Annotated in this window: 23 protein-coding genes; 15 read left to right on the top strand and 8 right to left on the bottom strand. The window is 61.7% G+C overall.

Annotation, left to right across the window (positions count from 1 at the left end; genetic code table 11):
• Positions 1–2 precede the first annotated feature (2 nt).
• Both argJ and FHY55_RS01250 read right to left on the bottom strand, forming a co-directional pair.
• Positions 3–1,226, bottom strand: a complete 1,224-nt coding sequence (gene argJ, locus FHY55_RS01255) for a bifunctional glutamate N-acetyltransferase/amino-acid acetyltransferase ArgJ (protein ID WP_140012460.1) — start codon at positions 1,224–1,226, stop codon at positions 3–5.
• On the bottom strand, positions 1,226–2,122 hold the full coding sequence (locus tag FHY55_RS01250; RefSeq protein WP_140012459.1) for a peptidylprolyl isomerase: 897 nt from the start codon (positions 2,120–2,122) through the stop codon (positions 1,226–1,228). Before FHY55_RS01250 ends, argJ begins: the two co-directional genes overlap by 1 nt.
• 182 nt (positions 2,123–2,304) lie before the next feature.
• Here FHY55_RS01250 and secA point away from each other — a divergent pair, with 182 nt between their 5' ends.
• Positions 2,305–4,989 (top strand): preprotein translocase subunit SecA, encoded by a 2,685-nt coding sequence (gene secA / locus FHY55_RS01245; protein ID WP_140012458.1) that lies wholly within the window; start codon positions 2,305–2,307, stop codon positions 4,987–4,989.
• Between the two features lie 190 nt (positions 4,990–5,179).
• Here secA and FHY55_RS01240 read toward each other — a convergent pair whose 3' ends face one another.
• Positions 5,180–5,491: a hypothetical protein gene (locus FHY55_RS01240; protein ID WP_140012457.1), complete on the bottom strand. Its 312-nt coding sequence runs from the start codon at positions 5,489–5,491 to the stop codon at positions 5,180–5,182.
• Here FHY55_RS01240 and FHY55_RS01235 point away from each other — a divergent pair.
• Entirely contained in the window at positions 5,490–6,209 is a 720-nt protein-coding gene (locus FHY55_RS01235) for a hypothetical protein (RefSeq protein ID WP_140012456.1), read from the top strand. The two genes, FHY55_RS01240 and FHY55_RS01235, sit on opposite strands and share 2 nt — an antisense overlap.
• 60 nt (positions 6,210–6,269) lie before the next feature.
• Here FHY55_RS01235 and radC read toward each other — a convergent pair whose 3' ends face one another.
• Positions 6,270–7,025, bottom strand: coding sequence for a DNA repair protein RadC (gene radC / locus FHY55_RS01230; protein ID WP_140012455.1), 756 nt, complete (start codon positions 7,023–7,025; stop codon positions 6,270–6,272).
• A gap of 84 nt (positions 7,026–7,109) precedes the next feature.
• Here radC and FHY55_RS01225 point away from each other — a divergent pair, with 84 nt between their 5' ends.
• Together FHY55_RS01225 and FHY55_RS01220 are read left to right on the top strand one after the other, a co-directional pair.
• Entirely contained in the window at positions 7,110–7,601 is a 492-nt protein-coding gene (locus tag FHY55_RS01225) for a hypothetical protein (protein WP_140012454.1), read from the top strand.
• 13 nt (positions 7,602–7,614) lie between these two features.
• Positions 7,615–8,088, top strand: coding sequence for a hypothetical protein (locus FHY55_RS01220; protein ID WP_140012453.1), 474 nt, complete (start codon positions 7,615–7,617; stop codon positions 8,086–8,088).
• 40 nt (positions 8,089–8,128) lie between these two features.
• Here the strand turns inward: FHY55_RS01220 and dnaJ are convergent, their stop codons facing one another.
• Together dnaJ and dnaK are read right to left on the bottom strand one after the other, a co-directional pair.
• Entirely contained in the window at positions 8,129–9,283 is a 1,155-nt protein-coding gene (dnaJ, locus tag FHY55_RS01215) for a molecular chaperone DnaJ (protein ID WP_140012452.1), read from the bottom strand.
• 78 nt (positions 9,284–9,361) lie between these two features.
• Positions 9,362–11,278 carry a molecular chaperone DnaK gene (dnaK, locus tag FHY55_RS01210; protein ID WP_140012451.1) on the bottom strand — a complete coding sequence of 639 codons (1,917 nt, stop codon included), beginning with the start codon at positions 11,276–11,278 and terminating at the stop codon, positions 9,362–9,364.
• 195 nt (positions 11,279–11,473) lie between these two features.
• Between dnaK and FHY55_RS01205 the strand changes: the two genes are divergently transcribed.
• Together FHY55_RS01205 and FHY55_RS01200 are read left to right on the top strand one after the other, a co-directional pair.
• Entirely contained in the window at positions 11,474–12,034 is a 561-nt protein-coding gene (locus FHY55_RS01205) for a GNAT family N-acetyltransferase (RefSeq protein ID WP_140012450.1), read from the top strand.
• Positions 12,031–12,636: an alpha-ketoglutarate-dependent dioxygenase AlkB gene (locus FHY55_RS01200; protein ID WP_140012449.1), complete on the top strand. Its 606-nt coding sequence runs from the start codon at positions 12,031–12,033 to the stop codon at positions 12,634–12,636. Before FHY55_RS01205 ends, FHY55_RS01200 begins: the two co-directional genes overlap by 4 nt.
• 247 nt (positions 12,637–12,883) lie before the next feature.
• On the opposite strand, the gene FHY55_RS01195 is transcribed toward FHY55_RS01200, so the two are convergent.
• Positions 12,884–13,705: an ABC transporter permease gene (locus FHY55_RS01195; RefSeq protein ID WP_140012448.1), complete on the bottom strand. Its 822-nt coding sequence runs from the start codon at positions 13,703–13,705 to the stop codon at positions 12,884–12,886.
• A gap of 132 nt (positions 13,706–13,837) precedes the next feature.
• Here FHY55_RS01195 and cysQ point away from each other — a divergent pair, with 132 nt between their 5' ends.
• The 9 genes from cysQ (at position 13,838) to FHY55_RS01150 (ending at position 24,161) form a co-directional block, all read left to right on the top strand.
• A complete protein-coding gene (gene cysQ / locus FHY55_RS01190) occupies positions 13,838–14,635 on the top strand; it encodes a 3'(2'),5'-bisphosphate nucleotidase CysQ (RefSeq protein WP_140012447.1) in 798 nt (265 codons plus the stop codon).
• A gap of 15 nt (positions 14,636–14,650) precedes the next feature.
• Positions 14,651–15,451 (top strand): 3-deoxy-manno-octulosonate cytidylyltransferase, encoded by an 801-nt coding sequence (locus FHY55_RS01185; RefSeq protein WP_140012446.1) that lies wholly within the window; start codon positions 14,651–14,653, stop codon positions 15,449–15,451.
• The gene (locus FHY55_RS01180; protein WP_140012445.1) at positions 15,448–16,680 is read left to right on the top strand and encodes a glycosyltransferase family 2 protein; all 1,233 of its coding nucleotides are present in this window, start codon (positions 15,448–15,450) and stop codon (positions 16,678–16,680) included. The genes FHY55_RS01185 and FHY55_RS01180 overlap by 4 nt, the downstream gene beginning before the upstream one ends.
• A gap of 184 nt (positions 16,681–16,864) precedes the next feature.
• Entirely contained in the window at positions 16,865–17,755 is an 891-nt protein-coding gene (gene galU, locus FHY55_RS01175) for a UTP--glucose-1-phosphate uridylyltransferase GalU (protein WP_140012444.1), read from the top strand.
• A gap of 12 nt (positions 17,756–17,767) precedes the next feature.
• A complete protein-coding gene (gene galE, locus FHY55_RS01170) occupies positions 17,768–18,751 on the top strand; it encodes a UDP-glucose 4-epimerase GalE (RefSeq protein ID WP_140012443.1) in 984 nt (327 codons plus the stop codon).
• Positions 18,741–19,967 carry a glycosyltransferase family 1 protein gene (locus FHY55_RS01165; protein WP_140012442.1) on the top strand — a complete coding sequence of 409 codons (1,227 nt, stop codon included), beginning with the start codon at positions 18,741–18,743 and terminating at the stop codon, positions 19,965–19,967. Before galE ends, FHY55_RS01165 begins: the two co-directional genes overlap by 11 nt.
• Positions 19,968–19,982: 15 nt before the next feature.
• Entirely contained in the window at positions 19,983–21,017 is a 1,035-nt protein-coding gene (locus FHY55_RS01160; RefSeq protein WP_140012441.1) for a glycosyltransferase family 2 protein, read from the top strand.
• Positions 21,014–22,717 carry a beta-1,6-N-acetylglucosaminyltransferase gene (locus FHY55_RS01155; protein ID WP_140012440.1) on the top strand — a complete coding sequence of 568 codons (1,704 nt, stop codon included), beginning with the start codon at positions 21,014–21,016 and terminating at the stop codon, positions 22,715–22,717. Before FHY55_RS01160 ends, FHY55_RS01155 begins: the two co-directional genes overlap by 4 nt.
• 7 nt (positions 22,718–22,724) lie before the next feature.
• Positions 22,725–24,161, top strand: a complete 1,437-nt coding sequence (locus tag FHY55_RS01150) for a nodulation protein NodH (protein WP_140012439.1) — start codon at positions 22,725–22,727, stop codon at positions 24,159–24,161.
• A 7-nt stretch (positions 24,162–24,168) separates the two neighbouring features.
• Here the strand turns inward: FHY55_RS01150 and FHY55_RS01145 are convergent, their stop codons facing one another.
• Positions 24,169–24,633 carry a PTS sugar transporter subunit IIA gene (locus tag FHY55_RS01145; protein ID WP_140012438.1) on the bottom strand — a complete coding sequence of 155 codons (465 nt, stop codon included), beginning with the start codon at positions 24,631–24,633 and terminating at the stop codon, positions 24,169–24,171.
• Positions 24,634–24,647 lie beyond the last annotated feature (14 nt).

The following is a 24,647-nucleotide window of genomic DNA, read 5'->3' as shown; positions in this document are numbered from 1 at the left end:
CCTCAAGACCGATAGTCAGCGTTGATCGAGATGTAGCCATGGGTCAAATCGCAGGTCCACGCGGTAAACCGGCCCTTGCCCAGGCCCAGATCCACCTTGATAACCAACTCAGGCAACTTCATGTAGCCCGCAGCCTGCTCCTCGGAGTAACCCGGCGATACCCAGCCATTCTCGGCCACCAAAACCTCACCAAACTTGATCGTCAGCTTGTCCCGATCCGCCTCGGCACCGCTCTTGCCCACGGCCATCACGATCCGGCCCCAGTTCGGGTCTTCCCCGGCAATCGCCGTCTTGACCAATGGTGAGTTGGCAATGCTCATCGCTACGCGCTTGGCATCGGCATCATGGGCCGCGCCTGTCACCCGCACGGTCACAAACTTGGTGGCCCCTTCGCCGTCTTTCACCACCTGATGCGCCAGATCCTTCATCACCGCCTTCAGCGCGGCTTCAAACTCTTCGGAGCCGTCACAATCCACCCCCGAAGCCCCGGTCGCGGCGCAGATCAGCGTGTCGGAGGTGGAGGTATCACCATCCACCGTGATCGCATTAAAGGTGGTCTCGTTAAGCCCGCTCACCATGCCCTGAAGCGCATCGCGAGAAATCTTGGCATCGGTGAAGATATACACCAGCATCGTCGCCATATCCGGCGCAATCATGCCAGAGCCCTTGGCAATTCCGGCAATCTTCACCTTGCCGCCCTTCAGCTCTACCTCGCGCGTCGACCCCTTAGGGAAGGTGTCGGTCGTCATGATCGCCTGCGCAGCCTCGGCAATGTTGCCCTCGTCCAGCCCACCCACAAGCTCGCCGAGCTTGCCGGTGATCCTGTCATGCGGCAGGCGCTCTCCGATCACCCCGGTCGAGGCGGTGAACACCCGGCTCTTCGGCACATCCGCAGCCTCGGCCACGGCGGCACAAATCGCCTCCACGCTCTCCTGCCCGGCTCCGCCGGTGAAGGCGTTGGAGTTGCCGGAGTTCACCAAAATGGCGGCCCCTGCCTCGCTGCTCTTGCGCAGCTTGGCCTCGCAATCGCGCACCGGGGCCGAGCGGGTGGCAGAGCGGGTAAACACTCCGGTCACCACACTCCCCGGATCAAGCAGGGCCAGCATCACGTCAAGCCGGCCCTGGTATCGCACCCCGGCCTCCACGGCGGCAAACCTCACGCCCCCGATCACCGGTAGATCGGGGAAGCTCTCAGGCGCCAGCGGCGAAACAGGGTACTTGCTCATCAGTCCTCCAGAAGGCTGAAATCGTTAAGCACAGCGGCCGGAATCTCGCCCTCGGGCGTCTCTACTCCGGCAGCCTCAACGGCTTTTGCAATCGCCTCATCCACCGCAGCCCGCTGCACCTCTTCGGTCAACTGGTCCTTCACGGCGGCCATATCGGGCTTATCCTTCAGGCGGGTCTCGTTGAGCATGATCACATGCCAGCCAAACTGCGTCTGCACCGGCTCGCTCAAGTCTCCGGCCTTCATCGCCATCACTGCGGTTTCAAATTCGGGCACCATCATGCCTTTGCTGAACCAACCAAGCGCGCCACCATTGGGGCCAGACGGGCCGGTGGATTTGACCTTGGCGACCTCGGCAAATTCCGCACCCGCTTCAACCTCTTCCTTCACGGCCTGGGCCTCTTCCTCGGTTTCCACGAGGATGTGCGAAGCGTTCCACTCCCGCTGCGGCTCGGCATCGGCGTAAAGCTCTTCGTACTTCGCTTCCAGCGCCTCGTCAGAGACAGAGTCCATCGCTGCAGCTTCAAGCACGTCGCCTGCAAGATAACCGCTGCGCTGGTTCTCCAGCGTCAGCTCGGTTTCCTTCGAAGGCTCGCCAGCCTGCTGTGCCAACGCGTTCTGCTGCACCAGCTGCTCAAGGATCCCCTCCCACAGCACTTCCGGCGGCAGTTGGGCATATTGCTCGGGCAGCGTCTTGCGCGCCACGATCATGTGGCCAACGGTGATATCCACGCCGCCGACGGTCGCCACCACGGTTTCAGCGGTCACATCCGCCATCGCTTCGGCACCGGCTTCGGGCGCGGTCTCTTCGGTCGCCGCGGCCTCCTGAGCCACCGCCCCGGCACCAAGCCCTGCGGCCAGAATGGCTGCCAGCGCGATCGTCTTGGGGAAGGTCATACATCTACTCCTGCTCGGCCGCCCTTGCGGCGGCGTTGACACTATGGGTCGCGGGTCTTACATCGCCTTGTGTTCTAAGGCGCAAGCCCGTTTTCTCTGCCCGCGTTTCTATGGGGGCCAGCGAAGAGCGGCAAGCGCGTTCAGCCACACAAAACCGTCAAGGCAGGGCGAGCGGAGAAATTATGCTGGGTCTGGGTACCGTCGCGAAAAAGGTCTTTGGCACCGCCAATGACCGCAAGATCAAGTCCACCCGTCCGCTGGTCGAAAAGATCAACGCGCTGGAGCCGGAGTTTGAAAAGCTCACCGACGAAGGGCTGAAAGAAAAAACCGAAGAGCTGGCCAAGCGTGCCATGGGTGGTGAGGCGCTTGAGGCGCTGCTGCCCGAGGCCTTTGCCAACTGCCGCGAGGCGGCCAAGCGGGCGCTCGGTCTGCGGGCCTTCGATGTGCAGCTCATGGGCGGCATCTTCCTGCACGAGGGCAACATCGCCGAGATGAAGACCGGCGAGGGCAAAACCCTTGTCGCCACCTTCCCGGCCTACCTCAACGCGCTCACCGGCAAGGGCGTGCATGTGGTTACCGTCAACGATTACCTCGCCAAGCGTGACGCCGAGTGGATGAGCAAGGTCTACAACGCTTTGGGCCTCACCTGTGGCGTGGTCTACCCGCAGCAGCCCGATGGCGAGAAACAGGCCGCTTACGCTGCCGACATCACCTATGCCACCAACAACGAGCTGGGCTTCGATTATCTGCGCGACAACATGAAGTCCGAGCTGAACCAGATGTATCAGCGCGGCCATAACTTCGCGATCGTCGACGAGGTGGACTCGATCCTGATCGACGAGGCCCGCACCCCGCTCATCATCTCCGGCCCGTCGCAAGACCGGTCAGAGCTCTACATGACGCTCGACAAGGTGATCCCTTCGCTGTCCGAAGAGCATTACACAGTCGACGAGAAAACCCGCAACGTCACCCTCACCGACGAGGGCAACGAGTTTCTCGAAACCGAGCTCCACGCTCAGGGCATTCTCCCCGAAGAGCAGTCGCTCTACGATCCGGAAAGCACCACCATCGTCCACCACGCCACGCAGGCGCTGAAGGCCCACAAGGTCTTCCAGAAGGACAAGGATTACATCGTTCGCAACGGCGAAGTGATGCTGATCGACGAGTTTACAGGCCGGATGATGGCCGGGCGGCGCCTCTCCGATGGTCTGCACCAGGCCATCGAGGCGAAGGAGGGCTGCGATATTCAGCCCGAAAACGTCACCCTCGCCTCCGTGACCTTCCAAAACTATTTCCGCCTCTACAACAAGCTTGGCGGCATGACCGGGACCGCGCTTACCGAGGCCGACGAATTTGCCGAGATCTACAAACTCGGCGTGGTCGAAGTGCCCACCAACAAGCCGATCGCCCGGAAAGACGATCACGATGCCGTCTATCGCACCGTGCGCGAGAAATATGACGCCATCGTCGAGCGCATCCGCAAGGCCAACGAAAAGGGCCAGCCGGTCCTCCTCGGCACGACCTCCATCGAAAAGTCCGAGATCCTTTCGCAGCTGCTCGAAAAGGCCGGCATCAAGCACAACGTCCTGAACGCCCGCCAGCACGAGCAAGAGGCCCAGATCGTGGCCGACGCCGGCAAGCTGGGGGCCGTGACCATCGCCACCAACATGGCCGGCCGCGGGACCGACATCAAACTTGGCGGCAACGTCGAGTTCAAAGTGATGGAGGCCATCGCCGCCGATCCCGAGGGCGACCCGGAAGAAATTCGCACCCGCATCGAGGCCGGGCATGAGGCCGATGAACAGGCCGTAAAAGACGCGGGCGGCCTCTTCGTGCTGGCCTCCGAGCGCCACGAGAGCCGCCGGATCGACAACCAGCTGCGCGGCCGCTCCGGTCGTCAGGGCGACCCGGGCCGCACCTCCTTCTACCTCTCGCTGGAAGATGACCTGATGCGCATCTTCGGCTCCGAACGTCTCGATGCCGTGCTTTCGCGCCTCGGAATGAAAGAGGGCGAGGCCATCATCCACCCGTGGGTGAACAAGTCGCTCGAACGGGCACAGGCCAAGGTCGAGGGCCGCAACTTCGACATCCGCAAGCAGCTGCTGAAGTTCGATGACGTGATGAACGATCAGCGGAAAGTCATCTTCAAGCAGCGCCGCGAGATCATGGAAAGCAAGGATCTCTCCGAGATCGTTGCCGACATGCGCCACGAGGTCGTCGATGACCTTGTCGATCAATACATGCCGCCCAAAACCTATGCCGATCAGTGGGAGGCCGAAAAGCTTTACGCCGCCTGCATTGAAAAGCTCGCCATCGACGTGCCCGTCATCGACTGGGCGCAGGAAGAAGGCGTGGATCAGGACGACATCGCCGAACGTCTCTGCAAGGCCTCCGACGAGATGATGGCCAAAAAGGCCGCCGAGTTCGGCCCCGACACCATGCGCAACATCGAAAAGCAGGTGCTGCTGCAAACCATTGACGGCAAATGGCGCGAGCACCTGCTCACGCTCGAGCACCTCCGCTCGGTCATCGGCTTCCGTGGCTATGCCCAACGCGACCCGCTTAACGAATATAAAACCGAGGCCTTCCAACTTTTCGAGGGCATGCTCGACAGTCTCCGCGAGGAGGTCGCCCAGAAGCTTGGCCAGATCCGTCCGCTCTCGGAAGACGAACAAGCCCAGCTGATGCAGCAAATCGCCTCCCAGCAGCAGGCCCCAGCCGCCGCTGAAGATGCCGCACCCGCAGAGCAGGCTGCGCCCGGTTTCGATGAGAACGACGAGAGCACATGGGGCAACCCGGGACGGAACGATCTTTGCCCCTGTGGATCGGGCAAAAAGTTCAAGCATTGCCACGGCGCGCTCGCCTAAGATCGTTTCCGATCGCGCAACAGAAAATGTGGCAGCTTTAGGGCTGCCGCTTGGTAAACCGCGCTGATGTCGCGGCCCGCCATTTCGCCCGCCCCCATATATTGCGTAGCCTGACGGGCGGCTTGGCCAGAATCGGCCAAACTCCGCCCTGTCTGTGCCCAACTCCGACTTTAGACGTTAACGATGTCGACTAAGGGGTGTCGGAGGGAATGATGATCATCGACGCAAAGCAAAAAAAGCGAGTGATGACGGCGGCATCGGTGTTTGCCATCGCGCTCGGAACCGGCTTTCTGATGCAAAATCTGGGGCCGATGGCCGACCAGTTCGCGGATCGCCAAGCTGAAAAAAGCGCAAGCGCAGCCGCACCAACCAAGGCATCGCTCCAGCCCCTCTCTTCCGCGCTCCAAAAGAGCTCACCCGCGCCCAACCAAACGGATAGCCAATCACAGGCGCCCGCCGCGCCGGTCCGAATGGCGTCCGTGCTGCCCACTATCTCGCCCATGTCGCTCGCGCCAGATAGCCTTCCGACTGCCGATGGCGTTGCCAGCGCCTGCGCGCTCAAGCTGAAGGCCACCGCACAACAGGCGGCGCTCGTGCAGCTCACGCTCACCGCGCCCTGCAATGGCGGCCAGCCGGTGACGGTCAAGCATGGGCCGCTCAGCTTTACCGATATCACGGCCAACGACGGAACGTTCACCGTCACCGTGCCCGCCCTCTCCGCCACTGCCGCCTTCGAGGCGCGGTTTGATAGCGGCGAGCGTGCATTCGCGATGACGCTGGTGGAGGGTCTCGACGATCACCGCCGCGTGGCCCTCACCTGGCAGGGCAACATCGGCCTCGCACTCCATGCGCTGGAGAAAGGGGCCGAGTATGATACTGGCGGCCATATCTCCGCCGCACATCCTGCCACGGCCTCCCGCGCCCTCAGCGGCGAAGGCGGCTTCCTGACGGTGCTTGGCTCTGCTGACCTGCCCGGAGCACGGATGGCTGAAGTCTACAGCTACCCCGCCGCACTGGAGGGCGAAGTGCAGTTGAATGTCGAAGCTGCGGTGACAGAGGCGACCTGTGGCGCTGAAATGAGTGCCAACATCCTGAGCCTCGGTATCAAGGGCTATGCCTCCCACGCGCTAACGGCCACCATGCCCGGCTGCGATGCGGTGGGCGAGCATCTCATGTTCTTCGACGTCCAGCCCGAGGTGCGCCTCGCGTCTGCCGAATAGCGCCCAACCGGCCACGCATGGCCCAAGCGGGCAGCGCATTGAGAAGTGCGGTGCCCGCTCTCACAAATAACCCTCCGCCCGAAAGCTAAGCTCCGTCGCCCGCCCGACGATCAGGTGATCGTGCAGGGCAATCCCCAGCGCATCGGCGGCTTCGCGAATCTTGTCGGTCATCTCTATGTCAGCCGTGCTTGGCGTCGGGTCGCCGCTGGGGTGGTTGTGAACGAGGATCAGCGCCGAGGCATTCACCTCCAGCGCCCGCTTCACCACCTCCCGCGGATACACCGGCACATGGTCCACCGTGCCGCGCGCTTGCTCTTCATCGGCAATCAGCACATTGCGCCGGTCGAGATAAAGCACCCTGAACTGCTCCGTCTCCCGGTGCCCCATCGCCGCGCGGCAATAATCCAGCAGCTGGTCCCAGCTGGAGATCACCTGCTTCTCAATCACCCTCGAGCGGGCCAGCCTGTGCGCCGCCGCCTCCACAATCTTCAGCTCCGCAATCACCGCCTCACCCACCTCCGGCACATCTTGCAGCCGCGCCACCGGGGCGGAGAGCACACCGTTGAAGTCCTTGAATCGCTCCAGCAGCGCCCGGGCCAGCGGCTTCACATCGCGCCTCGGAATGGCGCGAAACAGCACAAGCTCCAGCATCTCGTAATCCGGCACGGCTGCCGCACCGCCCTCCATAAAGCGCGCGCGCAGGCGCTTGCGATGATCCTTGATGTAAGAGGGCAACTTGCCGGCGGCCAGTAGCGCAGGCTCTGCCTCGTCGGGCTCAAACAGCGGCATCGGGGCTTCGTGAAAGGCGCGTGACATGCAACGATGTAACGCGGCTTTGGTAAATCATTGGTTAATTCATTTTGTCTTGCCCGCAACAGGCGCAAACGGCAGGGTCTCGGCATGTTTAAAACCTTGCTGATTGCCCCGCTCTTCGCTTTGTGCCTCCTCACCGCGCCAGCCGCTGCCGCCTCCCTTACCGGCGCGTGGAACTGTCAGGCTGTCAACGGAGATCGCGGAATTGGCCGGCGCGTCACCTTTGGCGATAATGGCCGGTTCGACAGCCGGATGGCCTATCAGATCAAGCTCACCCACAAAGGCAAAAAGGGCCTCGCGCGGCTGACGGCCTCCATGGAGGGCAGCTGGAGCATCAAGAACGGCTTGCTGGTGGAGCGGGTGACATCGGTGCACCACGTGGATGTCACCGTGCAAGAGGGCAACCGCGCCACCAAGCTCAAGCGCAGCGAGGCGGCGGAGTCTCAACGCCGCGCGTTGAAGAAAAATCCCACGTGGCGCTACAAAATCCGCAGCCTGTCCGACAGCAAGATGAAGCTCCTCTACCTCTCGCCCAGAGGCGGGCGCAACAACGTGAACATCTCCTGTCGCAAGCTGTGAGGCCGCACCGGTGGTGAGCTGTGCACGGCTCGTCGCCGCCTTCGCCCTGCTCTCCAGCCTATCCGCCTGCAAAGAGACGATAGACACCGCAGATTTCGTGAAGGAATGGGCCTGCGAGGCCGAGCTGCCCGGCTATCTCTATTCCCGCGTCCTCCAATACGCCAAAGGCGGCACAATGGATGGGTTGGTCTCGATCCAAAGCACCGATGGCGCGCCCAGCGTTGTGATGAATTTTCAGGTCGAGGGAACATGGGCGCTCTCAGGCACCCGGCTGGACGAAACCCTCTCCGAGCAAACCCTGATGCGCGTCACCCGTGGCGGCGAGAACGTGCCCATCACCTCCCTCGGCGCCGGGGTCGTTCCGCAAGTGGAAGCGCGCCTCAAGGATGAGCCCTGGAGCTTCGAGATCTCGGAATTTTCCAGCGAAAGCATGCAGATGAAGGACATCGCCGGCGGGCATGTTCTCTATTGCCAACCTACGACCTGAACTAGGTGGTGGTGGGGGGCGGAAAATTCCGCCGCCCCGCTTAGCCCTTCATCCCGTCCCAGAAGCTCTTCACACGGCTGAAAAAGTCAGAGCTGCCCGGGCTGTTGTCTTTGCCCAGCTCGTCAAACTCTTTCAGCAGCTCCTTCTGGCGGCTGCTCAGGTTCACCGGTGTCTCTACCGCGAGCTCAATGAACATGTCGCCATGCGCAGGGCCCCGCAGCGGCGGCATGCCCTTGCCGCGCAGACGCATCTGCTTGCCGCTTTGCGCCCCGGCCGGAATTTTCACTCGGCTGCGTCCACCGTCGATCGTGGGCACCTCGATGTCACCGCCCAGCGCGGCATTGGTCATGCTCACCGGCACGCGGCAAAACAGGTCCGCGCCCTCGCGCTCAAACAGCGGATGCGGCTCGACCTCGATGAATATGTAAAGGTCGCCCGTCGGCCCGCCACGCAGCCCGGCCTCGCCCTCGCCGCTGAGGCGAATGCGCGTGCCGGTCTCAACACCGGCCGGGATGTTCACGCTCAGCGAGCGGTCCTTCTCCACACGGCCCTGCCCGCCACAGCTGTTGCAGGGGTTCTTGATGTGCTGGCCAAGCCCGCCACAGGTAGGGCAGGTGCGCTCCACCGTGAAGAAACCCTGCTGCGCACGCACCTTGCCCATGCCTGAACAGGTCGGGCAGGTGGTTGGCTCGGCCCCGCCTTCAGCGCCGCTGCCTTCACAGGTGTCGCATTGCACCGAGGTCGGCACGTTGATGGTTTTCTGCGTGCCCTTGAACGCCTCTTCCAACTTGATCCGCATGTTGTAGCGCAGGTCGCTTCCCCGCGCGGCGCGGCGCCCGCCGCCCCCGCCCGGGCGCCCACGGCCCCCCATGAAATCACCGAAGAGGTCGTCAAACACATCGCTGAAGGCCGAGGCGAAATCGCCCTGCTGGTTGAAGCCGCCACCCTGCCCGGGCCGCGGGCCACCGCCCTCGAAGGCGGCATGACCAAAGCGGTCATAGGCGGCCTTGCGCTCCGGATCCTTCAGCGCGTCATAGGCCTCGTTTACTTCCTTGAACTGGTCTTCCGCGTTCGGGTTGTCGGCATTGCGGTCGGGGTGCAGCTCCTTGGCCTTCTTGCGATAGGCCTTCTTGATGTCATCGCCAGACGCGCCGCGTTCGACGCCCAGAACCTCATAGAAATCGCGTTTTGCCATCTGATCGCCCTTTCCCTTGAACGGCGAAGACCGGCCCGGTTTCCCGGACCGGCCTATCCCGGGTTACATCACGTGCGATCAGGCACGCTTGTCGTCGTCGAGGTCTTCGAAGTCGGCATCCACGATGTCGTCATCCACGCCGCGCGGGCCTTCTTCCTCGGCGTCAGAGGGCTCCTCGCCGGCTTTCTCCTGCTCGGCCTTGTAGATGGCCTCGCCGAGTTTCATCGCGGCTTCGGAGAGGTTCTGAATGCCAGCCTTGATCTTGCCGGCATCGTTGGCCTCCAGCGCCTCTTCCAGCGGGCCCATGGCCAGCTCGATGGCTTCCACCGTCGAGGCGTCAACCTTGTCGCCGTGCTCCTCAAGAGACTTCTTGGTGGAGTGCAGCAGGCTCTCGCCCTGGTTCTTGGTTTCCACCAGCTCCTTGCGGGCCTTGTCGGCGTCGGCGTTCTCTTCGGCGTCCTTGACCATCTTCTCGATGTCGTCGTCGCTGAGGCCACCCGAAGCCTGAATGGTGATCACCTGCTCTTTGCCGGTGCCCTTGTCCTTGGCGCTGACGCTGACGATACCGTTGGCGTCAATGTCGAAGGTCACTTCGATCTGCGGCATGCCGCGCGGCGCGGGCGGGATCTCTTCAAGGTTGAACTGGCCGAGCATCTTGTTGTCGGCGGCCATCTCGCGCTCACCCTGGAACACCCGGATCGTCACGGCGTTCTGGTTGTCCTCGGCAGTCGAGAAGATCTGGCTCTTCTTGGTCGGGATCGTCGTGTTGCGGTCGATCAGGCGGGTAAACACGCCGCCCAGCGTCTCGATGCCCAGCGAAAGCGGGGTCACGTCGAGCAGCACAACGTCCTTCACGTCGCCTTGCAGAACACCGGCCTGAATGGCGGCGCCCATGGCCACAACCTCATCGGGGTTCACACCCTTATGCGGCTCCTTGCCGAAGAACTTGGTAACCTCTTCGATCACCTTCGGCATCCGGGTCATACCACCGACAAGAACGATCTCGTCAATGTCGCCGGTGCTCAGCGAAGCATCCTTCAGGGCAGCCTGGCAGGGCTTGATCGACGCCTTGATCAGGTCGTTCACAAGGCTTTCCAGCTTGGCGCGGGTCAGCTTCATGACCATGTGCAGCGGCTGGCCGTCGGAGCCCATGCTGATGAACGGCTGGTTGATCTCGGTCTGGCTCGCGCTCGACAGCTCAATCTTCGCCTTCTCGGCAGCTTCCTTCAGGCGCTGCAGCGCCATCTTGTCCTTGGTCAGGTCAACGCCGTTCTCTTTTTTGAACTCGTCGGCCAGGTAGTTGACGATGCGCATGTCAAAGTCTTCACCACCAAGGAAGGTGTCACCATTGGTGGATTTCACTTCAAACAGGCCATCGTCGATCTCGAGGATCGTCACGTCGAACGTACCGCCGCCAAGGTCATATACGGCGATGGTCTTGCTCTCTTTCTTGTCGAGACCATAGGCCAGCGCAGCCGCGGTCGGCTCGTTGATAATGCGCAGCACTTCGAGGCCAGCAATCTTGCCGGCGTCTTTGGTGGCCTGGCGCTGGGCGTCGTTGAAGTAGGCGGGCACGGTGATCACGGCCTGCGTCACGTCTTCGCCAAGGTAGCTCTCGGCGGTCTCTTTCATCTTGCCGAGAATGAATGCGGAGATCTGGCTCGGGGAGTATTTCTCACCGCGCGAGTCGACCCATGCGTCTCCATTGCCGCCATCAACGATGTTGAACGGCATGTTCTTCTTGTCTTTCGCCAGATCCGAGTCGTCGAACCGGCGACCGATCAGGCGCTTCACGCCAAAGATCGTGTTTTCGGGGTTGGTCACGGCCTGCCGCTTGGCGGACTGGCCGACAAGGCGTTCACCGTCGGTGAAGGCCACAATGGAGGGCGTGGTGCGCGCACCCTCTGCGTTTTCAATTACCTTGGGCTGCGAGCCGTCCATGATGGCGACACAGCTATTGGTGGTCCCAAGGTCGATACCGATGACTTTAGCCATTATACTCTACCTCTTCTTTCGGCGATGTTTTGGACGTCAGATCCTGTCAGGCCTCTGACACCCGATCCCAGTGGCCGGAGTTGGGCCCCCGACCGAGCTTCGCAGGGTATATAAGGAGCCGGTTGCCGCGCTGCAACACATGCCGCACAAGGAATCTGCCGTTATTTGGGTGGAATTGCACAGAAGGAACAAAGCATGGGCCAAAGCGCTCCCAAATTTGATCCGCAGCCCGTGCTGGAAGGTCCCTCGCTTCTGCTGCGTCCGCTCGAAGCGGGCGACAAGCAGGCCTTGGCTGCGGCAGCCAGTGATCCGCTGATCTGGGCCGGCCATCCCGCCACCGAGCGCTGGCGGCCCGAGGTGTTTGGCCCCTACTTCGACATGCTGCTCAGTCATGGCGAGTCGCTCGTGGTGATCGAGAAGGCCAGCGGCACGATCATCGGCACCTCACGGTTCTATACCACCCCAGATGATCCCGGCATGCCCTGCATTGGCTATACCTTCCTGTCCCGCGCCTACTGGGGTGGGGGCTGGAACTTCGAGATGAAGTCCCTGATGTTCGCCCATGCCTTCCGCTTGTCCGATGTGATCTGGCTGCACATCGACCCGGTCAACATCCGCTCCCAAACCGCAACGAGCAGGCTGGGGGCCATCCACACCCACGATGCCATGCTCGATTTCGGCTCCGGCGCCGCGATGCGGCAATGCTGGAAAGTCTCGCGCTCGGCATGGGATGCGGTCTTGGCGGTACGGGTATGAGCGAAAGGCTCGATTTTCGCGGAGTCAGCCTCTATCCCGGCCTGCTCGACCGGGACGCGCAGGAGGCGATGGTCGCCGCCTTGCGCCGGGTTGCCGAGGCGGCCCCGATGTTTCACCCCGAAACCCGCTTCGGCAAAAAGATGTCGGTAAAGATGACCTCTGCCGGGCAATTCGGCTGGGTCTCTGACCGGCGCGGCTACCGCTACGAACCCCGCCACCCCTCTGGCGTGGACTGGCCCCCAATTCCGCCCGAAGTGCTGGCCGTCTGGCAAAAGGTAAGCGGCGTTTCCCGCGCGCCTGAATGTTGCCTCGTCAATTACTACTCCGAGGCCGCCCGCATGGGCCTGCACCAAGACATCGACGAATCCGATTTCGACATGCCCGTTGTCTCGATCTCGCTCGGAGATGATGCGCTCTTCCGCGTTGGCGGGCTCGAGCGCTCCGCTTCCACGGCTTCCACATGGCTCCAATCTGGCGATGTCTGCGTGCTCGCCGGTGCCGCGCGGCGAGCCTTCCACGGAATCGACCGCCTCAAACCCGGCACCTCCACTCTCCTCCCCCAAGGCGGCCGCCTCAACGTCACCCTCCGCGTCGTCACCTGACCCGCTCATCCGCCCTTCGAGGCGTCTTCGCGATGACGGGGAAAGTCAGCGCCGATTCGCTGGCCGATCCCGGCTATCATCTGATCGCGGAAAACGAGTCGCAGCGGTAAGAACGGTGGGTTAATTCACCAAGGCGGGTGAAATCTCGTATGCATCGGTTGTGCATAAAATGTGCATAGGGTGTGGCTGTGGTAATTTGGCGGTTAACGCCAAAAACCGCACAGCCCTGCCACCAGCGTTCCCGCCGTTAACGTTTGGCGCTCCAGCTGAGCGAAACCCGTTTGCGGGTAAAGAACTCTCCCAGCAGCCCCAGCATGATAAGCACCAACGATACATAGATCGGATAGGTGAGTGAGCTGTGGTGGGGATTGTAGTTGATAAAGGCATATCCGCGGGTCTGGTCGATGACATGAAACAGCGGATTCCAATCAAAGATCGGCAGGATCGACGCTGGCAGGTTGTTGGCCAAAAACATCTTGCCCGAAGCAATCATATTCGCCCGCGTATAAACGCTGCTGATCACCCCCACGGCCTCTGGAGCCCAAGGCTTGGCTGACAACAAGAGCATGCCAACCGCAACGCCCGAGAACCACGCCATGAGCACCATCCCGAACACGCCAACAGGATCGTAGATGTAAAGCGGTGTAATCGCCACGTGGTACAAAAACAGGATAAGAACCATCGAAAGGATCTGGGTGTAAAGCGATGCAAGGGCCGAAGAACATATCGCGATGACGGTGTTCATCGGAGCGTGTTTCATCATCGCCGAGGTCGGCCCTTCAGAGCCAAACACAGCCCCAACCGCCTTCACGTGCGTCATAAACAGGAAGATCCCGGTCATCACGAACAGCAGGAAATCGCCGCGCACCGCGTTGCCCTTCAAGCCGAGAACGCTGAACATGAAATAGAAGGCAGCCACCATCACGACGGTCTGCATCATGTTCAGCAGCAGGCCCATCACCGCGTTGCCGTGGCCCTTGCGCACCTCACGCACCGTGGCGTGATAGATGAGCTCAAGCATCGCCAACGCCGAACCATAGGGCGTTCTCGGTGTTTGTTTCTCAAACATGTGCCTGCGGGCCTCTTTGTGCTGCTCTTGCAGCTATCTTGCACGGAAAACTTGCCGAAACTTTGACGCCAAACCATAAGGGGCCGGGGCTGGCAGATCAATTGACGCTGCCGCGAGCAATAGGAGAGTGCAATGGATTTCGACCGTTTGGTCACAGTGATGCGTCGTCTGGCGCTGGAAGCCGGCGAAAAGATCATGGAGATCTACGAGGCTGACGATTTCGAGGTGAAGTCGAAATCCGATGAAAGCCCCGTTACCGTGGCCGACGAGGCCGCCGATGCGCTTATCGGCGCGGGCCTGCGCGAAGCCTTCCCCGATGTGCTCGTGGTCACCGAAGAACAGGCTGGCACACACAGCCAAAGCGCCGATGCCTTCCTCATCGTCGATCCGCTCGACGGCACCAAGGAATTCATTAACCGGCGCGGTGATTTCACGGTCAACATCGCCTATGTCGAAGGCGGCGTGCCCCTGCGCGGCGTGGTCTACGCCCCTGCAAAACAACGGCTCTTCTACACCCTCGCCTCTGGCCAGTCGGTCGAAGAAACCGGCACCCACGCGCCGGGTGAGCCAGGCGAACAGGTGCCGATGGCAGTTTCAAAGCCCAACAACAGCGCGCTCTTGGTTGTCGCCTCCAAATCTCACCGCGATCAGGCCACCGACGATTACATCAACCTTTACGCCACCGCCGACATGAAGAGCGCCGGCAGCAGCCTCAAGTTCTGCCTCGTCGCCACCGGAGAGGCCGATATCTATCCGCGCCTTGGCCGCACCATGGAATGGGACACGGCGGCAGGCGATGCGGTGCTGCGCGGGGCGGGTGGTAAGATGGTCCGCTTCGATGATCACACCCCCTTCACCTACGGCAAGCCGGGCTATGAAAACCCGTTCTTCATTGCCTATTCGCCCGACGTGGCGCTCAAGCAGGGCTGAGCCCCGAGGTCTTTCATGTCGTTTCTCATCGTCATCCCCGCCCGCTACGCCTCGCAGCGCTACCCGGGCAAGCCGCTGGCAATGCTGCGCGGCGCAAGCGGCGTGGAAAAGTCGCTGATTCAGCGCAGTTGGGAGGCGGCAACGGCTGTTGGTGGCAACCCGCGCGTTGTGGTCGCCACGGATGACCACCGCATTCGCGAGGCCTCCGAAGCCTTTGGCGCAGAGGTCATCATGACGCCGGATACCTGCGCCAACGGCACCGAGCGCTGTGCGGCGGCCATCGAGGCGCTGGGCGAAAGGTTTGATGTGGTGGTCAACCTTCAGGGCGACGCCCCGCTCACGCCCGCCTGGTTCATCGACGATCTGGTCGCAGCAATGCGGGCCGAGACCACGGCAGACATTGCAACACCGGTGCTGCGCTGCGACGGCTTTGCGCTCAATGCCTTTCTGGATGACCGCAAGGCTGGGCGCGTCGGGGGCACCACGGCGGTGTTCGCAGCCGATAACTCCGCGCTCTACTTCTCCAAAGAGGTTATCCCCTTCACCTCCGCCAGCTATCCGAATGAGGCTGCAACGCCGGTGTTTCACCACGTCGGCGTCTATGCCTACCGCCCGGATGCCCTTGCTGCCTACCCATCGTGGAAAGCGGGCCCCCTTGAGCGGCTCGAAGGGCTGGAGCAACTTCGGTTTCTGGAGCAGGGCCGCCGCGTGCTCTGCGTCGAAGTCGAGGGGCGCGGACGGGCCTTCTGGGAGCTGAACAACCCTGAAGATATCCCCCGTATCGAGGCCATGCTGGCGCAGATGGGCGTCGAATGAGTGAGGCGGCCAGCGTCATCATCGTCAGCCGCCGCAGGCCGGATGAGCTGCGCCGAAACCTCCCCGCCTTCCGCCTGCAAAGCCACCGCAACTTCGAGCTGATCCTCGTCGCAGACCCGCCGGGCCTCGCCGTGGCGCGGGAGCTTAACCTGTCTGACAGGATGAAGCTGGTAGAGTTTGACGAAGCCAATATCTCGGCGGCCCGCAACCTTGGTCTCGCACAGGCCGCCGCGCCCCTTGTCGCTTTCATCGACGATGATGCCACACCCGAACCGCCGTGGCTTGCGCGGCTTCTGGCCCCCTTCGACGATTCCGATGTGGTTGCCAGCACCGGCTTTGTGCGCGGTAGAAACGGAATTTCCATGCAATGGCAAGGGGTTGCAACGGATGAGACGGGCGCGGATATCGCCCTCGACGTTAACGAACAAGAAACCACGGTTCTGCCCATCGCGCGCTGCGTCAAGACTCACGGAACCAACTGCGCCTTTCGCCGCGCTGCCCTCGCCCGTATCGGCGGGTTTGACCCGGCCTTTCGCTTCTTCCTCGATGAAACCGACGTCACTCACCGCCTTGTGCCACAGGGCGGCAAAACCGCTATCGTCCCGCTGGCCCAAGTCCACCACGGCTTCGCCGCAAACGCGAGCCGCAAGGCCAACCGGGCACCAACGGATCTTGCCCAAATCGGCCGGTCCGCCGCTCTGTTTTTGAGGCGTCACTGCCCACCGGATCGCCGCGATGCAGCACTCGATGCCTTACGCAGCGGGCAGGCCGAACGCCTGGCTCATCACCGCGCAGAGAGGCGCCTCAGTACCGAAGATGAAGCCCCGCTGATGGAAAGCCTTGAGCGTGGTATCACTGAGGGCCAGATGGCTGATTTGAGCGACCCACAGGCCTTGCCCGAGGCAACCGTCGCCTTCCGCCCGTTCCCGCAAGGCCCGGGGCCGCGCCGCCACGAGGTGCGCAGTTGTGGCCTTTGGGGCTATCGCAAGGCCCTTGCGCAGGCCCGCGCTGATGCGGCGGCGGGCGACAAGGCAATCACCCTGTTGCGCCTCTCCAGAACCACCCGATTCCACGCCAGCCGGTTCGATCCGGCGGGCTTCTGGGTGCAGCGCGGCGGGCTCTTCGGCCGATCTTTGCGCAGCGATCCGCTTGTCCGCTTTTGGCGCCGCGCCGACCGGATCAAGCGTGAAACAGCCCGAATTGATGCTTTTCGCAGCCCTGAAAGCTGACGATCGCCCATTTGGCACGCCGAGCATTAACCGGAAACCGTTTTAATGCCGCAGTGCAACAAAATGCCCACCTTGGCTGTTTCTTCCGCAAGGGTTTGCCCCTATCGTCGCGGCCATACAGCGCCACCTTCTCGGCGCTATGGCGGTGAAACCCGCATGTGAAACAATGATTGACGAGACAGATATGAAAAAAGTGACCAAGGCGATTTTCCCGGTGGCAGGGCTGGGTACGCGTTTCCTTCCAGCAACCAAGTCCATCCCGAAAGAGATCATGACCTTGGTTGACCGTCCCTTGATCCAATACGCGATCGACGAGGCGCGCGCCGCCGGGATCAAGGAATTCATCTTCGTCACTTCTCGCGGCAAGGGCGCGCTGGAAGATTACTTCGATCATGCCCCGGTGCTCGAGCAGGAACTGCGCAAGAAGGGCAAGGACCAGCTCATGGAGGTGCTCAAGAACACCAACATGGAAAGTGGTGCCATCGCCTATATCCGTCAGCACAAGGCCCTCGGCCTTGGCCACGCCGTCTGGTGCGCCCGTCGCCTCATCGGCAACGAGCCCTTTGCCGTGATCCTCCCCGATGACGTGATCGCCGCCGAAAAGCCCTGTCTTCAGCAAATGGTCGAGGCCCATCAGGAAACCGGCGGCTGCATGGTTGCCGCGATGGAAGTTCCGCAATCCAAAGCCTCCGCCTACGGCCTGCTTGATGTGACGGAAGACCACGGCCAGCTGGTCAAGGTCGGCGGCATGGTTGAAAAGCCGAAGCCCGAAGACGCACCCTCCAACCTTGCGGTGATCGGCCGTTACATCCTTACCCCCAAGATCCTGAACAACCTGAACAAAAAGCAAAAGGGCACGGGTGGTGAGATTCAGCTGACGGACGCCATCGCGCAGGAGATCGGCGGCGACGAGGGCGTGTATGGCTACCGCTTCAACGGCGAGCGCTTCGATTGCGGCTCCAAGGCGGGCTTCCTCCAGGCCACCGTCTCCTTCGGCCTTGGCCGGGACGAACTTCGCGACGAGCTTTGGGGCTACCTGCGCGAGCTTGTTGCCAGCGAAAAAGCCGCTCAGTAAGCGGCGGTGGAAATGGACCACGTTCTTGTCACCGGCGGCGCCGGCTATATCGGGGCACATGCCTGTAAAGCTCTGAAAGCGGCGGGATACATTCCCGTCGCCTTTGACAACCTCTCAACTGGTTGGCGTGACGCGGTGAAATTCGGCCCCTTGCACGAGGGCGATTTGCTGGACCGTGCCAGCATAGATGCCGCTTTCGCCAAGTATAAGCCCATTGCCGTCATGCACTTTGCCGCGCTCTCTCTGGTGGGCGAAAGCATGAAGGATCCGGGCAAGTATTGGCGCCAGAACGTGCTGGGTGCAGCCAACCTTGCCGATGCTGCCGTTGCCGCTGGCTGTCTCGACTTTGTCTTTTCTTCCACCTGCGCAACCTATGGCGACCAGGATGGCGTGGTGCTGGATGAAGACACCGAACAGCTCCCCATCAATGCCTATGGCAGCTCCAAGAGGGCCATCGAGCAATTGCTGGCTGATTTTGAGGTGGCCTGCGGGCTGCGCTCGGTCATCTTTCGCTATTTCAACGTGGCCGGCTCGGATCCGGAGGCCGAAGTCGGCGAGCAGCACCTGCCCGAAACACACCTGATCCCGCTGATGCTCGACGCCATCGCGGGCAAGCGTGACGCGCTGACGATTTTTGGCACTGATTACAACACGCCCGATGGCACCTGCATCCGCGACTATGTGCATGTGTCAGACCTCGTCGATGCCCATGTGAAAGGGTTGGAGTGGCTGAAGTCGGGCAAAGAGAGCCGGGTGTTCTGCCTCGGGTCCGGCCACGGGTTTTCTGTGCGCGAGGTGGTGGATGCCAGCCGCGCTGTCACCAACCGTGAGGTGCCCATCGTCGAGGGCGACAGGCGGCCGGGTGACCCCGCGGCATTGGTCTCAGGCAGCCACCGCGCGACGGAGGAACTGGGCTGGACACCAAAACGGTCGGACATCGCGACAATGATCGCCGACGCTTGGCGCTGGCATCAGTCGGAGCCCTATGAGCGCTGAGGCGCCTCCGCGCTGTCTCGATCTCTCGCGGCTCATATCCCGGGTCGGACGCGGCCCGCTGACCGGTGTAGACCGGGTCGAGCGGGCCTATCTCGACAGGCTTCTGGCAGAAGGCGCACCACTCTTCGCCCTGATCCGCCTGCCCGGCTCCTACGCCTTGCTGAGTCGCGATGGGCTGTCTCCACTTGCCGCTCGTCTCGCTGCAGGGGGCAAATGGGGCAGCACCGATTTGCAGGGCCTCCTCAACCGTAAGCTCACGCCGCTTCAGCGCCGGGTCCATTCCGATATCCGCGGCCTCGCAGTGGCCACCTGCCTCCGTGCCCGCCTGCCCGCCATGCTGGCCCGGCACCTTCCCGAGGGCACGCGCTATCTCAACGTCGGCCACTCCAATCTGACAGAGCGCGTGCTGGCCACAATGGCGGTAAAGGCTGCCGGGGTCACAGTGCTGATCCACGATATGATCCCGCTGGATTTTCCGCAGTATCAGCGCGAGGGCCAGCCCGAGAAGTTTGAGGCGGCGATGCGGCGCGTGAGCCGTCATGCAACACAGGTAATCTACAACTCCCGCCATACGCAGGAGCGCAGCGAGCATTGGTTTGCTCGCTTTGGCCGGGTGCCAGCGGGTCAGGTTGCCCTGCTCGGCGTCGAGGAGCCGGTGCCAGAGGCTGCAGAAGTGCCCACCACACTGCCAACGCAGCGCCCCTTTTTCATCACCACGGGCACCATAGAGCCGCGCAAAAACCACGCCTTGCTGCTCGATGCGTGGGAGCACCTGGCCAAAATGCCCGGCGAACCGCCACTGCTCTTCATTGTAGGCAGCCGGGGCTGGAGGAATGAGGCGCTCTTCAAACGTCTCTATAGCTCTCCGATGAAAGGGCGTTTCATCTTTGAGCTGCAGGGCCTGTCTGACGGCGCCGTTGTTGCCTTGACTCGCAAGGCCTGCGCCGCGCTGTTTCCCTCGCACGCAGAGGGCTTTGGCCTGCCTCCTGCCGAGGCCTTGGCGCTTGGCACGCCAGCCATTGTCGCCGACTTGCCAGTCTACCGCGAATTCTTGGGGGATTTGCCCGTTTACCTAGGTGGCAACGATAGTTATCTATGGGCCAAGACCATTCAGGAAATGGCAACAATGGGTCAGGCGGTGCCGAGGGTCGAGCTGGAGCAGGTGCAACTCCCCACATGGGATGCGCATTTCAACAGAGTTTTAAGCGTGACCTGATACCGCTTTGCCGCCATGCCTCCGGGGCGAAGGATTGAGTTGGGCGCTTTAAGATCATATCGCTTGCGGCTCCAGCGCAAACGCTGGCGCATTCGCGCGCTTCGCAAGCGGCGGGAATTGTCTGCAGTTGCCAACCGCACGGATTCTGTGAGGCCCGGCGATGTGCTGGCCTTTATCACCCTCCGCAATGAGCGTATCCGCCTGCCTTACTTTCTGGAGTATTACCGCAAGCTCGGGGTGGCGCATTTCTTCATGGTCGACAACGGCTCCGAAGATGGCTCGCGCGAATATCTTGCCGATCAGCCCGATGTTTCGCTCTGGACCACCCAGCAAAGCTACAAACGCGCCCGTTTCGGGGTGGATTGGCTCAACTGGCTCCAACGCAAGTATGCGCACGGGCATTGGGCGCTGGTTGTCGATGTCGACGAGTTCTTCGTCTATCCCTTCTGCGATACCCGGCCCATCCGCGCGCTGACCGATTGGCTCGATGCCTCCTCGATCAAGTCCTTCTCGGCGATGCTGCTCGATATGTACCCCAAGGGCCCGCTCGACGCGCTGCCCTATACCGAAGGGCAAAACCCGCTTGAGATCGCCTGCTACTTCGATAGCGGCAACTACCAGATCACGCGCAACCGGCTTTACGGTAACCTCTGGATACAAGGCGGCCCCCGCGCCCGCGCCTTCTTTGGCGATACGCCAGAACGTGCCCCGGCGCTAAACAAGATTCCGCTGGTCAAATGGGACAAGCAATACACCTACGTCAGCTCCACCCACATGCTCCTGCCACGCGGGCTGAACCTCACCTATGATGAATGGGGCGGCGAGAAAGCCTCGGGCATTCTGCTCCATGCCAAGTTTCTCGATACCTTCACCGCCAAGTCCGAGGAGGAGTTGGAGCGCGGCCAGCACTATGCGGCAAGCCATGAGTACAAGGCCTATGCCCGCGTGCTGCGCGACAATCCCGACTTCTGGACGAAGTGGAGCGAGCGCTACATCAATTGGCGCCAGCTTGAAATTCTTGGCCTGATGTCAAAGGGAAACTGGGCCTGATGGTCGGCTTTGTGATGCTTGTGCATACCGCGCTTGACCGTGCCAGCCAAACAGCGCGGCACTGGGCCACGAGCGGCTGCCCGGTTGTCATCCACTGTGACCGGAAGGTTGACCGGAAGAGCTATGCAAAGCTCACCGAGTCCCTCGCAGACCTCGACAATGTCCGCTTCAGCCCCCGTTACCGATGCGAATGGGGCACGTGGAACATCGTTGCCGCAACCCAAAAGGCGGCGGAGATCATGCTGGAAAAGCATCCGGAGGTCGGCCACGTCTACCTCGCCTCCGGCTCCTGCCTGCCGCTGCGCCCGCTACAAGAGCTGAAAGCCTACCTCAGAGCTCGCCCCCGCACTGACTTCATCGAAAGCGTGACGATCGAGGACGTTACATGGACGAAGGGCGGGTTTGACAGCGAGCGGTTCACGCTGCGCTTTCCCTTCTCATGGAAGAGGCAGCGCTTCCTGTTTGATCGCTACGTCGCACTGCAACGGCTGGTGCGGTTCAAGCGCAAGGTGCCCAAGGGGTTGGTGCCCCACCTCGGTTCGCAATGGTGGTGCCTCTCTCGTCCCACGCTTGAGGCTATTCTGACCGACCCTGACCGGCCTGTTTATGACAGCTACTTCAAGCGAGTGTGGATTCCGGATGAAAGCTATTTTCAGTCCATCGTCAGGGTCTATTCCGCCGAAGTCGAAAGCCGTTCGCTGACGCTTTCCAAGTTCGATTTTCAGGGCAAGCCCCACATTTTCTACGACGATCACCTGCAATTGCTCCGCCGGTCCGATTGCTTCGTTGCCCGCAAGATCTGGCCCCACGCCAACCGGCTCTACGCTTCCTTCCTGTCGAACGATCCGAAGGTGACCAAAAACGCCGAGCCGAACCCTTCCAAGATCGACCGGCTCTTTGCCAAAGCTGTCGACCGGAGGACGCGTGGGCGAATGGGGCTCTACATGCAGAGCCGTTTCCCCAACCAAGACTGGGAGAATGGCAAAACGGCAGAACCCTACTCGGTGTTCGAAGGGTTTTCTGAGCTCTTCTCAAACTTTGACACATGGCTTGGCAAGGCGGCAGGCGGCCGTGTGCACGGGCACCTCTTCGCGCCTGACCGGGCGCAGTTTGCAGGGGGTGAAACGGTTTATAACGGAGGGCTCTCCGACAGCGCCCTGTTGCGAGATCATAACCCGACAGCCTTCCTGACCAACTTGATCTGGAACACCCGTGGCGAGCGCCAGATGTTCCAGTTCGGCCCCGGCGATGCGCAGGATATCGAGTGGCTTATCGCCACCGATCCGAAGGCGCAGATTTCGGTCATCACCGGGGCCTGGGCTATCGGTCTCTTCCGGCTAGGCATCAACTCGTCAGTTGTTCGCAAGGAAGCGGCGCGCCTACAGGCCGTTGAGGCCGCGCACCTAGATGTGCTGCGTTCTCCTCATGCCAAGGCACGGGTGCGGATCTGGTCGCTGGCGGAGTTCATCGAAGACCCGATGAACAACCTCCAGCTCATCATGGATGATATCGTTCCCGGTGCGCGCCGTCGCCTTACCGCGGCACCCCTGATGGAAGATCTCAACGGGTTCGGCCAGTTCCTCCAGACTCTCAAGAACCAGGGGATGAACCCCTACCTCGCCGGTGATTTCCCGGTTGATCCGCAACTCGTGCCAACCTCGGCTGATGAGGCTCAGCGCCCCTATCTCGTAAAGAAGTGACCTGCTTATGAGCGACCGGTTCGACAGTTTCGTCATCTTCGGAGAGATGCGCACGGGCTCCAACTATCTTGAGGAGAATATCAACCGCTTTGAAGGGCTGCACTGCTGCGGCGAGGCCTTCAATCCGCATTTCGTGGGGCATCACAACACCAAGGAGCTGTTTGATATGACCCTCGCCGCGCGCGAGGCCGATCCGCTCCTGCTGCTCGAACGGATGAAGAGGAACACCAAGGGGCTGCCCGGCTTTCGCTTCTTCCACGACCATGACCCGCGCGTGCTGGAGGCCTGCCTGCCCGATCCGCGCTGCGCCAAGGTGATCCTCACCCGCAACCCGCTTGAAAGCTACGTCAGCCGCAAGATCGCTGCAGAAACCGGCCAATGGCGCCTGACCGATGCCAAGCACCGCCGCGATGCGAAGATTCGTTTCGACGGTGCGGAATTTGAAGAGCTGGTGGCAGAGCTGCAATCGTTTCAACTGCTGCTCCAGCACGAAATGCAGATCACGGGGCAAACCGGCTTTTACATCGCCTACGAGGATATAAACGACCTCGATGTGCTGAATGGCCTAGCAAAGTTTCTGGGGTGTGACACGCCGCTTGAAGAGCTCTCGACCAAGCTCAAAAAGCAAAACCCGGGCGGTCTTGAAGAGAAAGTGGCCAACTTCGACGATATGCAGGCCGCTTTGGCGAAGATTGACACCTTCGGCCTTACCCGCACCCCCAACTTCGAGCCGCGGCGGGGCGGCGTGGTGCCAACCTACCTCGCCTGCGCGCTCAGCCCGATCCTGCATATGCCGGTGAAAGGCGCTGCGCTCGGGCCGGTCGAGCGCTGGCTGGCGGCGCTTGATGGTGTGGAGCCCGATGTACTGCAACGCGGCTTCAACCAAAAGACCCTTCGGCAATGGCGGCGCAAGAACAAGGGTGCGCGCAGCTTTTCCGTCATCGCCCATCCGCTGCAGCGGGCGCACCGGGTGTTCTGCCATCATATCCTTCGGGCCGAGGGCGAGGGCGCTTTTACCAAGATCCGTCGCACGCTGCGTGAAGGGTACAATGTGCCTTTGCCGGAGGGTGAGCCGGGGGATGACTATGATACCTCCGCCCATCACGCTGCCTTCCTTGGCTGGCTGAAGTTTCTGAAGGCCAACCTCGCCGGCCAGACTGGTGCACGAATAGATGCGGCATGGGCCAGCCAGGCAGCGGTGATTCAGGGCTTCGCCGATCTGGGCTCGCCCGACATGATCATTCGGGAAGACCAGTTGGCGCTGGGCCTTTCGCACCTTCTGGCGCAATGCGAGATAGAGACCTCACCACCGCTGGAATCGCTTGAGGATGAAGGCGCTTTGCTGCTCGATACGATCCTCGATGACGAGATCGAACAGGCCGCGCTGGATGCCTACCAGCGCGATTACCTCACCTTCGGGTTCAAACGTCTGAAAAACAGCTGACGCGGGCTCAGGCGGCCTGCTGACCCGGCGCTTCCGTCAGAATGGCATGCAGGGTCGCCGGGGCATCATTGGCGCGCAGCTTGCTGCAAACGCCGCTGTCCCGCAGGGTGCGCGAGACGAGGGCTAGCGCCTTGAGATGGTCTACTCCCGAATCCTGAGGCGCAAAGAGCGCAAAAACCAGATCAACAGGCTGGCGATCAACCGAGTCGAAATCCACGGCTTTCTCGATCCGCACAAATACGCCCACAACCCTGTCCAGACCGTCCAGCCGGGCGTGCGGCAAGGCAACGCCCCGGCCCACTCCAGTGGGGCCGAGGCTTTCGCGTTCCATCAAGGCATCGACCGAGCGCTGCGGCTCGAGCCCATAGGCGGACTGCGCAAGTTCTGCGAGCTGCTGAAACAGCCGCTTTTTGCTGCTCACACCCTGCAAGACCTTCACGGCCTCGGGCTTGAGGATTTTTTGCAGCTCCATGTCCTGCCCGGCCT

The organism is Oceanicola sp. D3, from assembly GCF_006351965.1.
Classification (GTDB): Bacteria; Pseudomonadota; Alphaproteobacteria; order Rhodobacterales; family Rhodobacteraceae; genus Vannielia.
The sequence above is the reverse complement of the archived record's forward strand: the minus strand, read 5'-3'. Positions and strand labels throughout refer to the sequence as shown.